This is a genomic window from Candidatus Tisiphia endosymbiont of Oplodontha viridula (assembly GCF_964264865.1).
GTDB lineage: Bacteria > Pseudomonadota > Alphaproteobacteria > Rickettsiales > Rickettsiaceae > Tisiphia.
Window position 1 is genome coordinate 783,642 of sequence record NZ_OZ183486.1, and the last position, 12,519, is coordinate 796,160.

Consider the following 12,519-nt stretch of genomic DNA (forward strand, 5'->3'; position numbering starts at 1 on the left):
AACGCGAATGCATTTTAAACCTTTCCAAAGCTAGAAACATGATTTTAATCTTTTAAAATCATGTTTCTAGCAAAATATTAATTTAACAATCAGATGCAGAGCCGTCTCAAATCTGATTGTTTCGATAATTTCACCGAATTTGGGATAAGAATTGACTAATTCTTATCCCGAATTCGCGTATATTAGGTATAAAAGATGAGCTGGCTTTGTAAAGGTATTATTGTCATTTATTGGTTTCTAACCATAGCCTATGCTGAAATAGACCTCTTGCATAACTCTACTTCTACTGGTAATTTGGGCATCGGGACTAGACTCGAATCCTCACGTACACTAGAGTACGCTACGATTCTGCGTTCCGATCCTCCTACAAATTCCCTAGTAGAAGCGAATTCTGCTAGAGCTCTAATATTAGAGAATAAACCTCTTGATAACAAAGCTACTGATCAACTCAAAATATATTTACGTGAAATAAAATCCATGGCTGTGGACTTTAGCCAAGAGGATTCAGCAGGGAATAAAGCTGAAGGTAAGTTATTAATAAATAAGCCTTCTAAGTTTCGATGTAATTATTACCCACCATTCCCTTTGGTGGTTATTGGTAATGCTAATTATGTTTCTGTGTATGACTATGATATGAAACATGTAAGTCGTATTAAGGCAGAAGAGAATGTATTTAATTTTTTATTAGAAGATAGTATAGATTTTGATAAATATTTCAAAATTGAGTCAGTAATAGATCAAGATAATATGTTTAAAATTACTATTTATCATACTTTATCAGAACGACATAGTCAGATTACCTTTGATAAAAAAACTAAACAAATAAAAAAGCTAGAAATACTTGAAGATGAAAATGTTATTACCATAATATTTAATCATATTGCAAAAGTACAAAAATTTGATGATGATTTATTTAAGCTTAAGAATCCAGACATATTCGGAACACCAAGTAGACTGACAAAAAGCGATATAGAAAAAAAATACAATTTAGCTACTTAAATAACTTGCCTCTAGATGATAAAAGAACTATTTTATCATGTGCTAGTAGTGGGCATTGGTGCTGTTCAGGTGGTCAGGTTCGAAAGGAAGCAGCCAAAATAGTCTCTAGTGGGTCATTACTAGCATACTCTTCTGTTTTCAAGAATTGGATTTGAAATCATTTGAGTAGATCATATTTTTGTGAATATACCATAGTGACAAAAACAACTGACCAATATATTAATTTTGCTAGAAAATATCGCCCTACTAATTTCTCTGAGCTATACGGACAAGAAGTTTTAACAAAGATTTTAAGCTATACTATTCTAAAAAATCGTATATCTCAAGGTTATCTTCTTACTGGTATTAGGGGTGTTGGCAAAACTACTTCAGCACGTATTATCGCTAAAACTATTAATTGTACCAATCTGATAGTTGAAGGTGATAGTATTAAACCTTGTGAGAGTTGTCAGAATTGTAGTAGTTTTAATAAAAATAACCATCCCGATATAATTGAAATTGATGCTGCTAGCAAGACAAGTGTTGATGATATCCGTAAAATAATAGAAAGTAGTGAATATAAGCCGCTAATCGCTAGGTACAGTATCTTCATAATTGATGAAGTTCATATGCTATCTAAAGGTGCATTCAACGCTCTACTTAAAATCCTTGAAGAACCACCAGCACATGTAATATTTATATTTGCTACTACTGAACCACAAAAAATTCCATTAACCGTAATTTCTAGATGTCAGCGATATGATTTAAGGAGGCTAACATTTGATGAAATTTTTCAATTGCTTCAGTTCATCGCTAAAAAAGAACAGTTAAACGTTGAGATAGAGGCTATGAGAATAATTGCGTCTAGATCCGATGGTTCAGCTAGAGATGCAGTTTCAGTACTAGACCAAGCAACTAGTTTGGCAGCAGGATATCTGATCACTCCTGAAATCGTTTATCAAATACTTGGTTTAGTGGATACAGCTAGTATAGTTAAGTTTTTTGAATATATTATTCAAAAAGATGCTGCTAAATCGATTGATTTAGTAAACAATCTCTATATGTCTTCAGCAAATTTAGAAACTTTTGTAGCATTAGTTGCTGATTTTACTGCCTATCTTAATAAAATAAAGATATTATACTCAAATGATTTGGAGAATGGGGACAATAAACAAGGGGTGAGCGAACTAGGCGTACATGAAGTACGTGAGTACGCGAATACCCCGCAAGTATTTGCAAAAACCAATTCTTCAAAGCAGAATAGTATACCTAATTATCAAAATCCTATATATGTATCTTTTAATGATAATGTTACAAATATTTTAACAAAAATTACTCTTCCTCAATTATCTATTATTTGGCAAATATATAGTAAAGGAATTATAGAGATGAGAACTTCACATAATCAATTGATAGAAGCTGAAATGCTGGTGATAAAATCTATTTACTCCCAGATGTTGCCATCGCTAGAAGAATTAGCGGAATATAATGATGGGGAACAACTAGAACAGCCGGTATTACAACAATCAACTCAGAATTATCAAATTACCGCTCTTCTTATCGATTTTCTTGAGTTTTTACATTTACATAATGAGATGGAAGTTTATTACAGATTACTAAACCAAGTGGAGTTAAAATCTTTTGTTCTTCAAACTATAGAAATTGCTGGAAGCGATCTCAATACAAAAATAAAAGAACAAATTGCTAATTTATTATTTGCTTGGTCAGGAAAAACTTGGAATGTTATCATTACAAAACAGTTAAAAATAATCACTCTTAAAGAACAATTGCTAAATAAAGTAAAATCAAGTCAAGATTGGAAAATTTTAACACAACACTTTCCAAATGTTACAATTTCAGATATTTTGTTAGAAAATTAAAAGGTACATAGTATGACAAATTTTAATCAATTTTTAAAACAAGCTCAGTCAATGCAGAAAAAAATGCAAGCAATGCAGGAAAAAATGGCAAATGCTGAATATTTTGGAAAAGCAGGTGGTGGGTTAGTAAATATTACCGTTAGTGGTCGTGGTGAGGTTCGAAAGGTCTCCATTGATTCCTCTTTGCTTAAAGAGACAGAGAAGGAATTATTGGAAGATTTAATTGTTGCTGCTTTCAACGATGCTAAAAGCAAGGTCGATGAAGATTCACAAAACTCTATGTCTGATGCTTTAGGTAATATTGGTTTGCCACCTGGACTAAAGATGCCATTTTAAATCCTCCCAACTTCCGCATGGAGGATTTGTTGCATGAACCATGAGTAGGTCATTCCCGCATAGGCGGGAATCTATAACATCTCATAGCCTTTGCAGGCATGTCTATAGCAACTACCGTTCGCGGCTTTTAAATTGCCCTGACTTATTCTTTAGCAGTTTTTTCTTGCTTAGATAAAAGCTGTGCTTGCTCAATACTCTTGTCTAATTCCACTTGACTACAAATTCCAAGTAAAACTGGATCACGTGGGCGAATGTTTTTCATGTTCCAGTGACTACGATCACGGATAGCTTCTATGGTTGACTTAGTAGTACCAATGAGTTTTATAATTTGATTATCTAAAATTTCTGGACAATTTTTAAGTAACCAATATATCGCGTCTGGTTTATCCTGACGTCTAGCAATAGGAGTATATCTAGATTGTTGTTTTTTCTTTGTACTTACCAAATCATAGGCACTACTCACAAAAAGTCTTAAACTACTACTTGGATCTTTCGTGCAACGCATTATTTCTTCTTGAGTTAATTGTCCTCCAGCAATAGGATCTAGCCCCATAATACCTTGGGACACTTCACCATCAGCAATGCCTTTAATTTCAAACTCATGAATCCCACAAAAATCAGCTATCTGCTTAAACGTTAAAGCAGTATTATCAATCAACCAAATAGCAGTTGCTCTAGGCAGTATGGGTAATTTTTGTTGTGAACTCATAGTAAAAAACTAATAATATAATATTGATATGTCTAGAAAAGATATAGTCTCTTCTAACTAATAAGTCAACTTTCAATTTCTCGCTTAATTAGGTCAGGCTAAAACCTAAAACCAATACCTACTGCAATCATTAACGGATTAAATCTTACTTTAGATGATATAGGTTGTTTTATTAAACTATTTTTATAATCAACTTTGGTCTTAAGAAAATACTGCCTTACATCTAAGTTAATCAATGTATCATCCTTAGCATATAAGTCAACCCCGATCTGTAATACAGCACCGTGACCATTTTTGACTGTACATCCTTTAGATTTACTGAACATATAAGCTCCATGATAACCAACGCCAACATAAGGTCTAATAGCACCAAAGGGAGCTATATGATATTGTCCCGTGACAGTCAGGGGAATCATATAAAGATCTTTTCTCTTACCAACATCTGCTGGATTACCACCATAATTATAAGCCACATTTTTTAAACTATTATTTTTAGTACGTAATACATTAAAACCTAAAGATAACTCTGCAGCAACATTACTAGCAAAGAATATTGATGTAGAAGCATCAAAACCGTAACCATTTTCAACAAAATTACCAATCGATACTGGGCTTGCGGCGGTAGCCTTAGGAAAGCCTTTTTGCTTTGCACTAGATTTTATCCCCCCCCCTCTTATTTTAAAAACAAGATTACCTTCATTTTCATAATAATCGACATCATAGTCATTATTAGTTAAATCAGAATTAGCAAAGCTAGAGATACTTACACAACTTACCAACAGCAATATTCCAAATTTTTTCGTGACTTTTATCATAACTATAAACCTTTGCTTGCTTTAAATATATTGCTGTATTATATATATTCTTTCTTATTTGGAAATCAAATTGATAATAAGATTTTTAAACTTGTTCAACATTAGTGACACTATAACACTAAATATAGAAAACACTAATACAAAAAATATAAAAAAATAACGAATTAAGGTCTATACAATGAATAATAAATTAAAAACTTATTTTGTTGGTATTAGTTGGTTTATATTAAGCTTGGTAAGTAGTGCAACTAATGACATAACAGCAAAATATCTTGGACTTAGGCTACATAGTTTTGAGGTGACTAGTTTTCGCTTTTTCTTTAGTGCTTTAATTCTTGTCCCTTTTATTTTATATTATGGGAAACAGACTCTTAAAACTAATCGTCCTTTTATACATATTGCAAGAGGGGTTTTATTGTTTTTTGCAATGACGTGTTGGATTTATGGTCTCAGTATTGCCCCCGTGACTACTGCTACAGTTATTGGTTTTGCTACACCTTTATTTACTCTAGTTCTAGCAGTTTTTTTCTTAAATGAGAATATTATTTGGCAAAGATGGGCAGCAACTTTATTTGGTTTTATTGGTATTGTTATTACCCTGAAACCTCATGCTAGTGACTTTAATCCACAGATATTAATTTTTGTCTTAGCTTCTGTAGCTTTTGCAATGTTAGATATTATCAATAAGAAATTTGTAGTAAAAGAATCAATGATTAGTATGCTATTTTATTCTGCTCTAGTAACATCTTTAGTATCAATACCACCATCAATAATGTATTGGCAAACACCTACCAGTTCAGAATTTATTTTGTTATTTACCTTAGGAGCTGGGGGTAGTTTAATCTTATTTTTCTTATTAAAGGCTTTCTCTCTAGTTGATGCCACTGCCACCGCCCCTTATAGATATTTAGAGTTAATAATTTCAGCATCAGCTGGATATCTTGTGTTTAATGAAATACCTGAAAACAGTACTTTATACGGAGCATTGATAATAATACCTGCAACATTGTTTATAATATATTCTGAGAAAGGAAATATAACACAAAATGATAAAGCTACTGCATGAAGAAGTACTAGCAATGCTTGTTTTCTTCAAACATTTTGTTGAAATGATATTGAATGTACAATATCATGTACTAGTTATGTGCATATACTCAAATGATTTGGAGAATTGGATTTGCAAATAAGGGGCGAACAGAGCGTACACGAGTCCTTGATATTTTCAAAAAATAATCCTTCAAAGCAAGTATACTTATAAGGGAGACAAATTATGAACGTACAGACAATATCGGTAGCAAGGGCTAATTTATTTAGGCTTGTACAAGAAACAAACGAAACACATAAGCCAGTATATTTAAAAGGTAAGGATTATGATGCAGTGCTACTATCTAAAGAAGATTACGAATCTTTGCAAGCAACATTAGAATTATATTCTATACCTGGATTAGTTAAGGAAATACTAAAAGCTCGGCAAGAACCTTTAGATGAGAGCTTAAATGAAGATGATATGAATTAATGTCATTGTACAATTTGAAATTTACTAAAAAATCATTCAAAGATTTCCAAAAGTTAAAGTCAGAAAAGCTTGATAATAAGGCTAGAAAACTATGGACTGAATTAAAAAATAATCCAAGACCTATCAGCAGTGAAAAACTCGTAGGCAACTTAAAAGGTTGCTATTCTCTAAGAATTAATATCAAACATAGACTGATATACGAAATTTTTGAAGATGAAAAGACTGTACTAATAATCAGCTTACGCGAATTTGGGATAAGAATTTGTCAATTCTTATCCCAAATTCGGTGAAATTATCGAAACAATCAGATTTAAGGCGGCTCTGCATCTGATTGTTAAATTAATATTTTGCTAAAAACATGATTTTAATCTTTTAAAATCATGTTTTTAGCTTTAGAAAGGTTTAAAATGCATTCGTAAAACCGCTTTAAGAATGCATTTTTCCTTATATTAAGCCAATTCGTGATAAGAATTAGTTAATTCTTATCACGAATTGGGGTAGCTTGAGTGGGCATTATGAGTAAGCCATCATATATGTTGCTAATAAACATTCTAACCCTTGATCACCAATGAAATAATAAAAAATATGAATAAACGTAAGTTGGTTTTTGCAAGCGGTGTAGCCAATGCATTTGAGTGGTATGATTACGCACTATTTGGTTACTTTGCTCCTATAATAGGAGCAAAGTTCTTTCCTGGATCAAGTCCTAGCTCGTCTTTATTGCACGCTTTTTTGGTATTTGCTATCGGTTATTTAATGAGACCAATAGGTGGGGTATTTTTTGGGGTATTGGGAGATCGTTTTGGTAGAAAAACTGCTTTAAGTACATCTATATTTTGTATGTCTCTGCCAACGGCACTAATTGGCATATTACCAACTTATGACAATATAGGTGTTACCGCAACTATATTAATGATTCTACTTCGGATGCTGCAAGGTTTATCAATGGGCGGAGTACTTACTGGCTCAATTGCATTTGCTATTGAACATACAGGTAAGATACATCGTGGCTTTACTGGCAGTATACCAATGTCCAGTATTTGTATTGGTCTATTATTTGGATCACTTATTTCGCAGCTTATACAAAGCCTTTTATCAGGACAACAATTTAATGATTGGGGGTGGAGAATACCATTTTTATTAGGAATTTTTATTTTATTTGCTGGACTTTATATAAAAAAATATACCAGTGAAACCCCTAGTTTTCAAAGTATAAAAGAAAATGGTGGGATTTTAAAATCTCCTATGAAAAAAGTTATCTCTGTATATTGGATTGATATGTTAATATCAATCTTCATCAATTCTACAGGTTCAGTAATATTCTATCTACAAGCTACTTATCTAATGTCATTTTTGAGGATAAATCGTGGTTTTACCGATGACCAAGTTAGCAATCTAGCTAATTATTGTTATATAATCATGGCTATTATTGCTTTATGTTCTGGCTATTTATCTGATGTAATTGGTCGAAAGAAAATTTTTGTGATTAATTTACTGGTAATTATTTTAGTTATCCCTTTTTTGATGAATGTAATTGAAACTGGAGAATTTTATTTTATAATTATATCTCAAATCGTATTATCAATTTTAGCTGCTTGTTATATTGGTCCTGAACCTGCACTGCAAGCTGAATTTTATCCAACCAATATCAGAAATACTGCTTTATCATTGTCTTATAATACAGCAACCAGTATTTTTGGTGGTACAACACCTTTAATACTAGAATATCTTGTACAAAAAACTGGTACTATTACTTCATCTATTTATTATGTAATTGCTTGTGCTATTTCAAGCCTAATAGCTCTTTGTTTTTATAAGGATCGTTCAAGAGGGTAACAACTAATACACGAATTTGGGATAAGAATTAGTCAATTCTTATCCCAAATTCGGTAAAATTATCGAAACAATCAGATTTGAGACGGCTCTGCATCTGATTGTTAAATTAATATTTTGCTAAAAACATGATTTTAATCTTTTAAAATCATGTTTTTAGCTTTAGAAAGGTTTAAAATGCATTCACAAAACCGCTTTAAGAATGCATTTTTCCTTATATTAAAGCCAATTCGGGATAAGAATTAGTTAATTCTTATCCCGAATGGGGGTAACTAATCTAAAGATTTTTCTAGTATTTATAGCAAAATTATCTATAAACTACTTAGTGGCTTGATAAAAATAATATATACTAGCCATATTACAATTTTTGATAAACAATAAACTTTAATTTTATGACAGAAGTGATAGCTAAAGAACAATTAGAACAATATATAAATCAAATAGAAGGGCTTGAACAAGAAAAAGCTGAATTATCTGAAGCAATAAAAGATATATTTGATGCAGCCAGCTCTAGTGGCTTTGATACCAAGGCCATGAAGTCGGTGTTAAAACTAAAAAAACTTGATAGAAATAAGCTAGCTGAACAAGATGCGATCTTAGAATTGTATAGACAAGCTCTCGGTATATAAATTAAAGAATTCAATAATGCAATTATATCCATTAAGGCTTTTACCTGATAAAATCAACTTTGATTTTATCAGATTTAAAAAAGTAAGTTATACGATATCCATTATTTTATCTCTTGTAAGTATTATTTGGATAGGGATTTACAAATTTAATTTTGGTATTGATTTTGCTGGTGGGATTGTTATAGAAGTGCGGCTTGATCAAGACCCTGATTTAACCAAAATGCGTGAAGTGCTTAATAACCTTAAGATTGGTGAAGTAATATTGCAAAATTTTGGTAATCAGCATGATTTGTCAATACGAGTTGGCAGCAATAGTGAAGATACTTTAATGCAAAATATTGAGCTTATCAAATCAACTTTAAAAAACCAATTTCCTTATAAATTTGAGTATCGTAAAGTAGATTTTGTTGGTCCACAAGTTGGTACTCAACTGATAAAATCAGGAATAACAGCACTAATTCTTTCGTTTCTTGCCATAATGGTTTACACTTGGGTTAGATTTGAGTGGTATTTTGGACTTGGTATACTTGTAGCTTTGTTACATGACGCCATACTAAGCTTAGGTTTTATGAGTGTAATGAGGCTAGACTTCAATTTAAGCTCCATAGCTGCTATTCTTACCATAATAGGTTATTCTGTGAATGATTCAGTAGTTATCTATGATAGAATCAGAGAAAATTTACGCAAATCACATAAGAAAGTAATGCCACAAATTATTAATCTGAGTATTAATGAAACTCTGTCTAGGACTATTCTAACAGTTGTTACAACCTTACTCGCAAACCTAGCTTTGGTAATATTTGGTGGGGAAGCTATTTATAGTTTTAGTGTATTAGTATTTTTTGGTATAATAGTTGGTACATATTCATCTATTTTTATATCTGCTCCTATATTGACCTACTTCAAAAACTTGAAGAATTGATAAATCAATTTTCAAGTTTTTAGATAAAATTTTTGGATAAAAGTTGAGTGGCAGAATTGAAGTAGAGGCCTTCAATTCTGCTACAAAATAATAATAAATATTAAAAAAAAATTAGTTAAAAAAATGTTTATTAAAAATTTTGATAGTAAAGGTTTTCTATATCAATGTACTGATTTAGAAAAACTAACAGAGCTAATGAAAAACAGTAAAATATCTGCTTATATTGGTTTTGATTGTACAGCACAATCTTTACATGTAGGTAGTCTGATGCAAATTATGATACTGCGTTTATTGCAACAATATGGTCATAAACCAATAGTACTCCTAGGAGGGGCAACTAGTAAAATTGGTGATCCTACTGGTAAAGATGAGGCAAGGAAATCTTTAACAAAAGAAGAAATTGCCCAAAATGCTGAAGGTATAAAAAAATCATTATCAAAATTTATTAAATTTGGTACTGGGGAAAATGATGCAATATTAGTTGATAATTCAAATTGGCTAGAATCGTTAAATTACTTAGATTTTCTTCGCAATTTTGGTAGTTTTTTTTCTGTGAATCGTATGTTATCTATGGACTCTGTAAAATTACGTTTAGAGAGAGAGCAACATATGAGTTTCTTAGAATTTAATTATATGTTGCTACAAGCCTACGATTTTTATCATTTAAATAAACTATATGGTTGTTCTTTACAAATAGGTGGTAGTGACCAGTGGGGTAATATAGTAATGGGCGTTGATTTTACAAGGAAACTAACAGGTAATGAAGTCTTTGGTATGACTACGCCCTTATTAACAACTGCTTCTGGCAACAAAATGGGCAAGTCTGTTGGTGGAGCTGTGTGGCTAAATGAGGATATGTTAAGCCCATACGATTATTATCAATATTGGCGGAATTGTGAAGATCAAGATGTGGTCAAGTTCGCAAAATTATATAGTGAGTTAGGAGAAGATGCCATGCAAGAGTTTATCTTACTTAGTGCATCTGATATTAATAGTGCCAAAAAGCAATTAGCCTTTAATTTAACTAAACTTTGTCATGGTAAAGAGGCAGCTATGACAGCTTTAGAAACAGCTACCAAGCTTTTTGAACAAGGAGAAATTGATTGCAATTTACCAACTATTTATCTAGAACAGGGGAGGTTAGCTCTAGGTATTCCAGCATATGAATTACTTTATGAAGCAGGTTTTGCTAAATCAAAATCCGAAGGACGTCGGTTGATTAGAGGGGCTGGAGCAAAAATCAATAATCAATTAATCCAAGACGAAAACACGGTTATTGACTTGACCTTTATGCAGGACAACCAAGTTATTAAGATCTCCGTAGGTAAGAAAAAATATGTGTTGATCAGGTTGACATAATAGTAAGCTAAAAAATATCTACTTCTGCTGGTAATTTTTTCATGTATAGATATCCTGTAAAATGACTCCTGTTTAAATTGAACTTAATTTATTTTTGAAGCTGTTCTTTCTGAACTTTGACTTCGTTCTAAAATAATGAAGTATACTGCTCGTAAATGAAGAGTTGATAGACGATAGAATCAAAATCATGATAGTAGCAGGAATTACCAAGTCGAGGTGTAACCGTTCACGAGTATTTAAGTTTTGAAAGAAAATAGTTGAAAATAGGTATAAGATTTTGTAAGTTATAGGATAGATAATTTAAAGTGTATGGTTACCTACAATTACAGTATGTCTATTATTACAAACAAAAAGATTGCCCTAGATATACTTCCTTTACTTGATAGCTTGTGGCTATTTCTTGTGGAGTTCCTTCTAATAGGACTTTTCCTTCGTAAATAACATAGGCTCTGTCAACTATATTAAGAGTATCTCTAACATTGTGATCGGTAATTAGGATGCCGATATTGCGGTTACGTAAGTGAACAATCAAATTTTTAAGATCCTCAATTGCTAACGGATCAATGCCTGCAAGTGGTTCGTCAAGCATAATAAATTTGGGATCTAGTGCTATTGTTCTTGCGATTTCTAGCCTACGTCTTTCTCCGCCGGATAGTCCTATTGCTGGCATGTCTTTTAGATGAAGAATAGAAAATTCTTTAAGCAAATCTAATGTTTTTTGTTCGATAATTTCTTGGTCATTTTCTAAAACCTCTAGCATTAATCTAATATTATCTCCTACAGATAGCCCACGGAAAATTGATGGTTCTTGAGGAAGATAGCTAAAGCCAAACCTAGCTCTTAAATAAATTGGTAAATGAGTAATATCATGATCATTATAAAATAATGCTCCACTATCTGGTTTGGTAAGTCCTATAATAATACTAAAACAGGTAGTTTTACCTGCACCGTTTGGACCAAAAAGACCAACTATTTCTCCTGTTTTTAATTGAAGAGATACGTCGTTTAGGATCACTCTCTTATTATAAGATTTTGAAATACTACTTACTTGTAATTTCTCTATTATTAAACGCGGCATACTTTAAAAAATTTCTTACATAACTAATTTTTTGATTTGGTATAATCTATATTATTGAGTTCCGTATAATATACTAGTTTGTCAGTTTTTATAATACCATCCTTATTCTGTACTATTACATCACCAAGCAGTACTAGTTCTTTTCTTTCTACAAAATATTTTGCAGAAGTAGCAGTTAGTAACTCTTGACCATTATTCCTCTTAGCAGTCAATCTTGACGGTATGGAAATGTAATCAATAGTTTTTTTATTATCAACTGTTTTATAAAAAATTTCTAAATTAGTTGTTTTTACCATCATATCATCAAACCACAAAATCACCTCTCCTGTAAAACAAGCTTGATTCTTAGTTTGATCAATTACTAAATTGTCAGAATGAATATATAATCTATCCATACTCGAATGTTTTGAGTATTTCCCATAGGCTACGGATGAACTTATGATTAGAAAAAACAATACATAGCA

General features: G+C 31.7%; 14 protein-coding genes and 1 other RNA gene. 11 read left to right on the top strand and 4 right to left on the bottom strand.

Translation table 11 applies throughout. The features are described 5' to 3' along the window. The first annotated feature begins 195 nt into the window (after positions 1-195). From ACFEL1_RS03790 to ACFEL1_RS03805, 4 genes are all read left to right on the top strand, one after another. A complete protein-coding gene (locus ACFEL1_RS03790) occupies positions 196-999 on the top strand; it encodes an outer-membrane lipoprotein carrier protein LolA (protein WP_410521323.1) in 804 nt (267 codons plus the stop codon). Between the two features lie 36 nt (positions 1,000-1,035). Continuing rightward, positions 1,036-1,131, top strand: an RNA gene (gene ffs / locus ACFEL1_RS03795) — signal recognition particle sRNA small type. A gap of 29 nt (positions 1,132-1,160) precedes the next feature. Then, entirely contained in the window at positions 1,161-2,858 is a 1,698-nt protein-coding gene (gene dnaX, locus ACFEL1_RS03800; RefSeq protein ID WP_375331468.1) for a DNA polymerase III subunit gamma/tau, read from the top strand. 12 nt (positions 2,859-2,870) lie between these two features. Continuing rightward, positions 2,871-3,194: a YbaB/EbfC family nucleoid-associated protein gene (locus tag ACFEL1_RS03805; protein ID WP_341761546.1), complete on the top strand. Its 324-nt coding sequence runs from the start codon at positions 2,871-2,873 to the stop codon at positions 3,192-3,194. 142 nt (positions 3,195-3,336) lie between these two features. Here the strand turns inward: ACFEL1_RS03805 and ACFEL1_RS03810 are convergent, their stop codons facing one another. Both ACFEL1_RS03810 and ACFEL1_RS03815 read right to left on the bottom strand, forming a co-directional pair. After that, positions 3,337-3,903: a cell cycle transcriptional regulator TrcR gene (locus tag ACFEL1_RS03810; RefSeq protein ID WP_341761547.1), complete on the bottom strand. Its 567-nt coding sequence runs from the start codon at positions 3,901-3,903 to the stop codon at positions 3,337-3,339. A 98-nt stretch (positions 3,904-4,001) separates the two neighbouring features. Next, positions 4,002-4,718 carry an OmpW family outer membrane protein gene (locus ACFEL1_RS03815; protein WP_375331469.1) on the bottom strand — a complete coding sequence of 239 codons (717 nt, stop codon included), beginning with the start codon at positions 4,716-4,718 and terminating at the stop codon, positions 4,002-4,004. A gap of 178 nt (positions 4,719-4,896) precedes the next feature. On the opposite strand from ACFEL1_RS03815, the gene ACFEL1_RS03820 reads away from it, so the two are divergent. The 7 genes from ACFEL1_RS03820 (at position 4,897) to tyrS (ending at position 10,977) form a co-directional block, all read left to right on the top strand. Further along, positions 4,897-5,784, top strand: coding sequence for a DMT family transporter (locus ACFEL1_RS03820; RefSeq protein ID WP_341762598.1), 888 nt, complete (start codon positions 4,897-4,899; stop codon positions 5,782-5,784). A 204-nt stretch (positions 5,785-5,988) separates the two neighbouring features. Further along, entirely contained in the window at positions 5,989-6,234 is a 246-nt protein-coding gene (locus ACFEL1_RS03825; protein ID WP_375331470.1) for a type II toxin-antitoxin system Phd/YefM family antitoxin, read from the top strand. Further along, on the top strand, positions 6,234-6,524 hold the full coding sequence (locus tag ACFEL1_RS03830) for a type II toxin-antitoxin system YoeB family toxin (protein ID WP_375331471.1): 291 nt from the start codon (positions 6,234-6,236) through the stop codon (positions 6,522-6,524). The genes ACFEL1_RS03825 and ACFEL1_RS03830 overlap by 1 nt, the downstream gene beginning before the upstream one ends. A gap of 295 nt (positions 6,525-6,819) precedes the next feature. Next, positions 6,820-8,070: an MFS transporter gene (locus ACFEL1_RS03835; RefSeq protein WP_375331472.1), complete on the top strand. Its 1,251-nt coding sequence runs from the start codon at positions 6,820-6,822 to the stop codon at positions 8,068-8,070. Between the two features lie 389 nt (positions 8,071-8,459). After that, entirely contained in the window at positions 8,460-8,696 is a 237-nt protein-coding gene (locus tag ACFEL1_RS03840) for a DUF2312 domain-containing protein (protein ID WP_341751598.1), read from the top strand. Positions 8,697-8,712: 16 nt separating this feature from the next. Beyond that, positions 8,713-9,618, top strand: coding sequence for a protein translocase subunit SecF (secF, locus tag ACFEL1_RS03845; RefSeq protein WP_375331473.1), 906 nt, complete (start codon positions 8,713-8,715; stop codon positions 9,616-9,618). 123 nt (positions 9,619-9,741) lie between these two features. Continuing rightward, positions 9,742-10,977 (top strand): tyrosine--tRNA ligase, encoded by a 1,236-nt coding sequence (tyrS, locus tag ACFEL1_RS03850; RefSeq protein ID WP_375331474.1) that lies wholly within the window; start codon positions 9,742-9,744, stop codon positions 10,975-10,977. Between the two features lie 340 nt (positions 10,978-11,317). On the opposite strand, the gene lptB is transcribed toward tyrS, so the two are convergent. Together lptB and ACFEL1_RS03860 are read right to left on the bottom strand one after the other, a co-directional pair. Beyond that, positions 11,318-12,055, bottom strand: a complete 738-nt coding sequence (gene lptB / locus ACFEL1_RS03855; RefSeq protein ID WP_375331475.1) for an LPS export ABC transporter ATP-binding protein — start codon at positions 12,053-12,055, stop codon at positions 11,318-11,320. Positions 12,056-12,078: 23 nt separating this feature from the next. Beyond that, a complete protein-coding gene (locus ACFEL1_RS03860) occupies positions 12,079-12,450 on the bottom strand; it encodes an LptA/OstA family protein (protein WP_375331476.1) in 372 nt (123 codons plus the stop codon). Positions 12,451-12,519 lie beyond the last annotated feature (69 nt).

Coding starts and splice junctions, on each gene's coding strand:
- ACFEL1_RS03810 (WP_341761547.1), bottom strand. CDS start 3,903: ATGAGTTCACAACAAAAATTACCCATACTGCCTAGAGCAACTGCTATT.
- ACFEL1_RS03860 (WP_375331476.1), bottom strand. CDS start 12,450: ATGGATAGATTATATATTCATTCTGACAATTTAGTAATTGATCAAACT.
- ACFEL1_RS03805 (WP_341761546.1), top strand. CDS start 2,871: ATGACAAATTTTAATCAATTTTTAAAACAAGCTCAGTCAATGCAGAAA.
- ACFEL1_RS03820 (WP_341762598.1), top strand. CDS start 4,897: ATGAATAATAAATTAAAAACTTATTTTGTTGGTATTAGTTGGTTTATA.
- ACFEL1_RS03840 (WP_341751598.1), top strand. CDS start 8,460: ATGACAGAAGTGATAGCTAAAGAACAATTAGAACAATATATAAATCAA.
- ACFEL1_RS03825 (WP_375331470.1), top strand. CDS start 5,989: ATGAACGTACAGACAATATCGGTAGCAAGGGCTAATTTATTTAGGCTT.
- ACFEL1_RS03790 (WP_410521323.1), top strand. CDS start 196: ATGAGCTGGCTTTGTAAAGGTATTATTGTCATTTATTGGTTTCTAACC.
- ACFEL1_RS03835 (WP_375331472.1), top strand. CDS start 6,820: ATGAATAAACGTAAGTTGGTTTTTGCAAGCGGTGTAGCCAATGCATTT.
- ACFEL1_RS03830 (WP_375331471.1), top strand. CDS start 6,234: ATGTCATTGTACAATTTGAAATTTACTAAAAAATCATTCAAAGATTTC.
- lptB (WP_375331475.1), bottom strand. CDS start 12,055: ATGCCGCGTTTAATAATAGAGAAATTACAAGTAAGTAGTATTTCAAAA.
- ACFEL1_RS03815 (WP_375331469.1), bottom strand. CDS start 4,718: ATGATAAAAGTCACGAAAAAATTTGGAATATTGCTGTTGGTAAGTTGT.
- secF (WP_375331473.1), top strand. CDS start 8,713: ATGCAATTATATCCATTAAGGCTTTTACCTGATAAAATCAACTTTGAT.
- tyrS (WP_375331474.1), top strand. CDS start 9,742: ATGTTTATTAAAAATTTTGATAGTAAAGGTTTTCTATATCAATGTACT.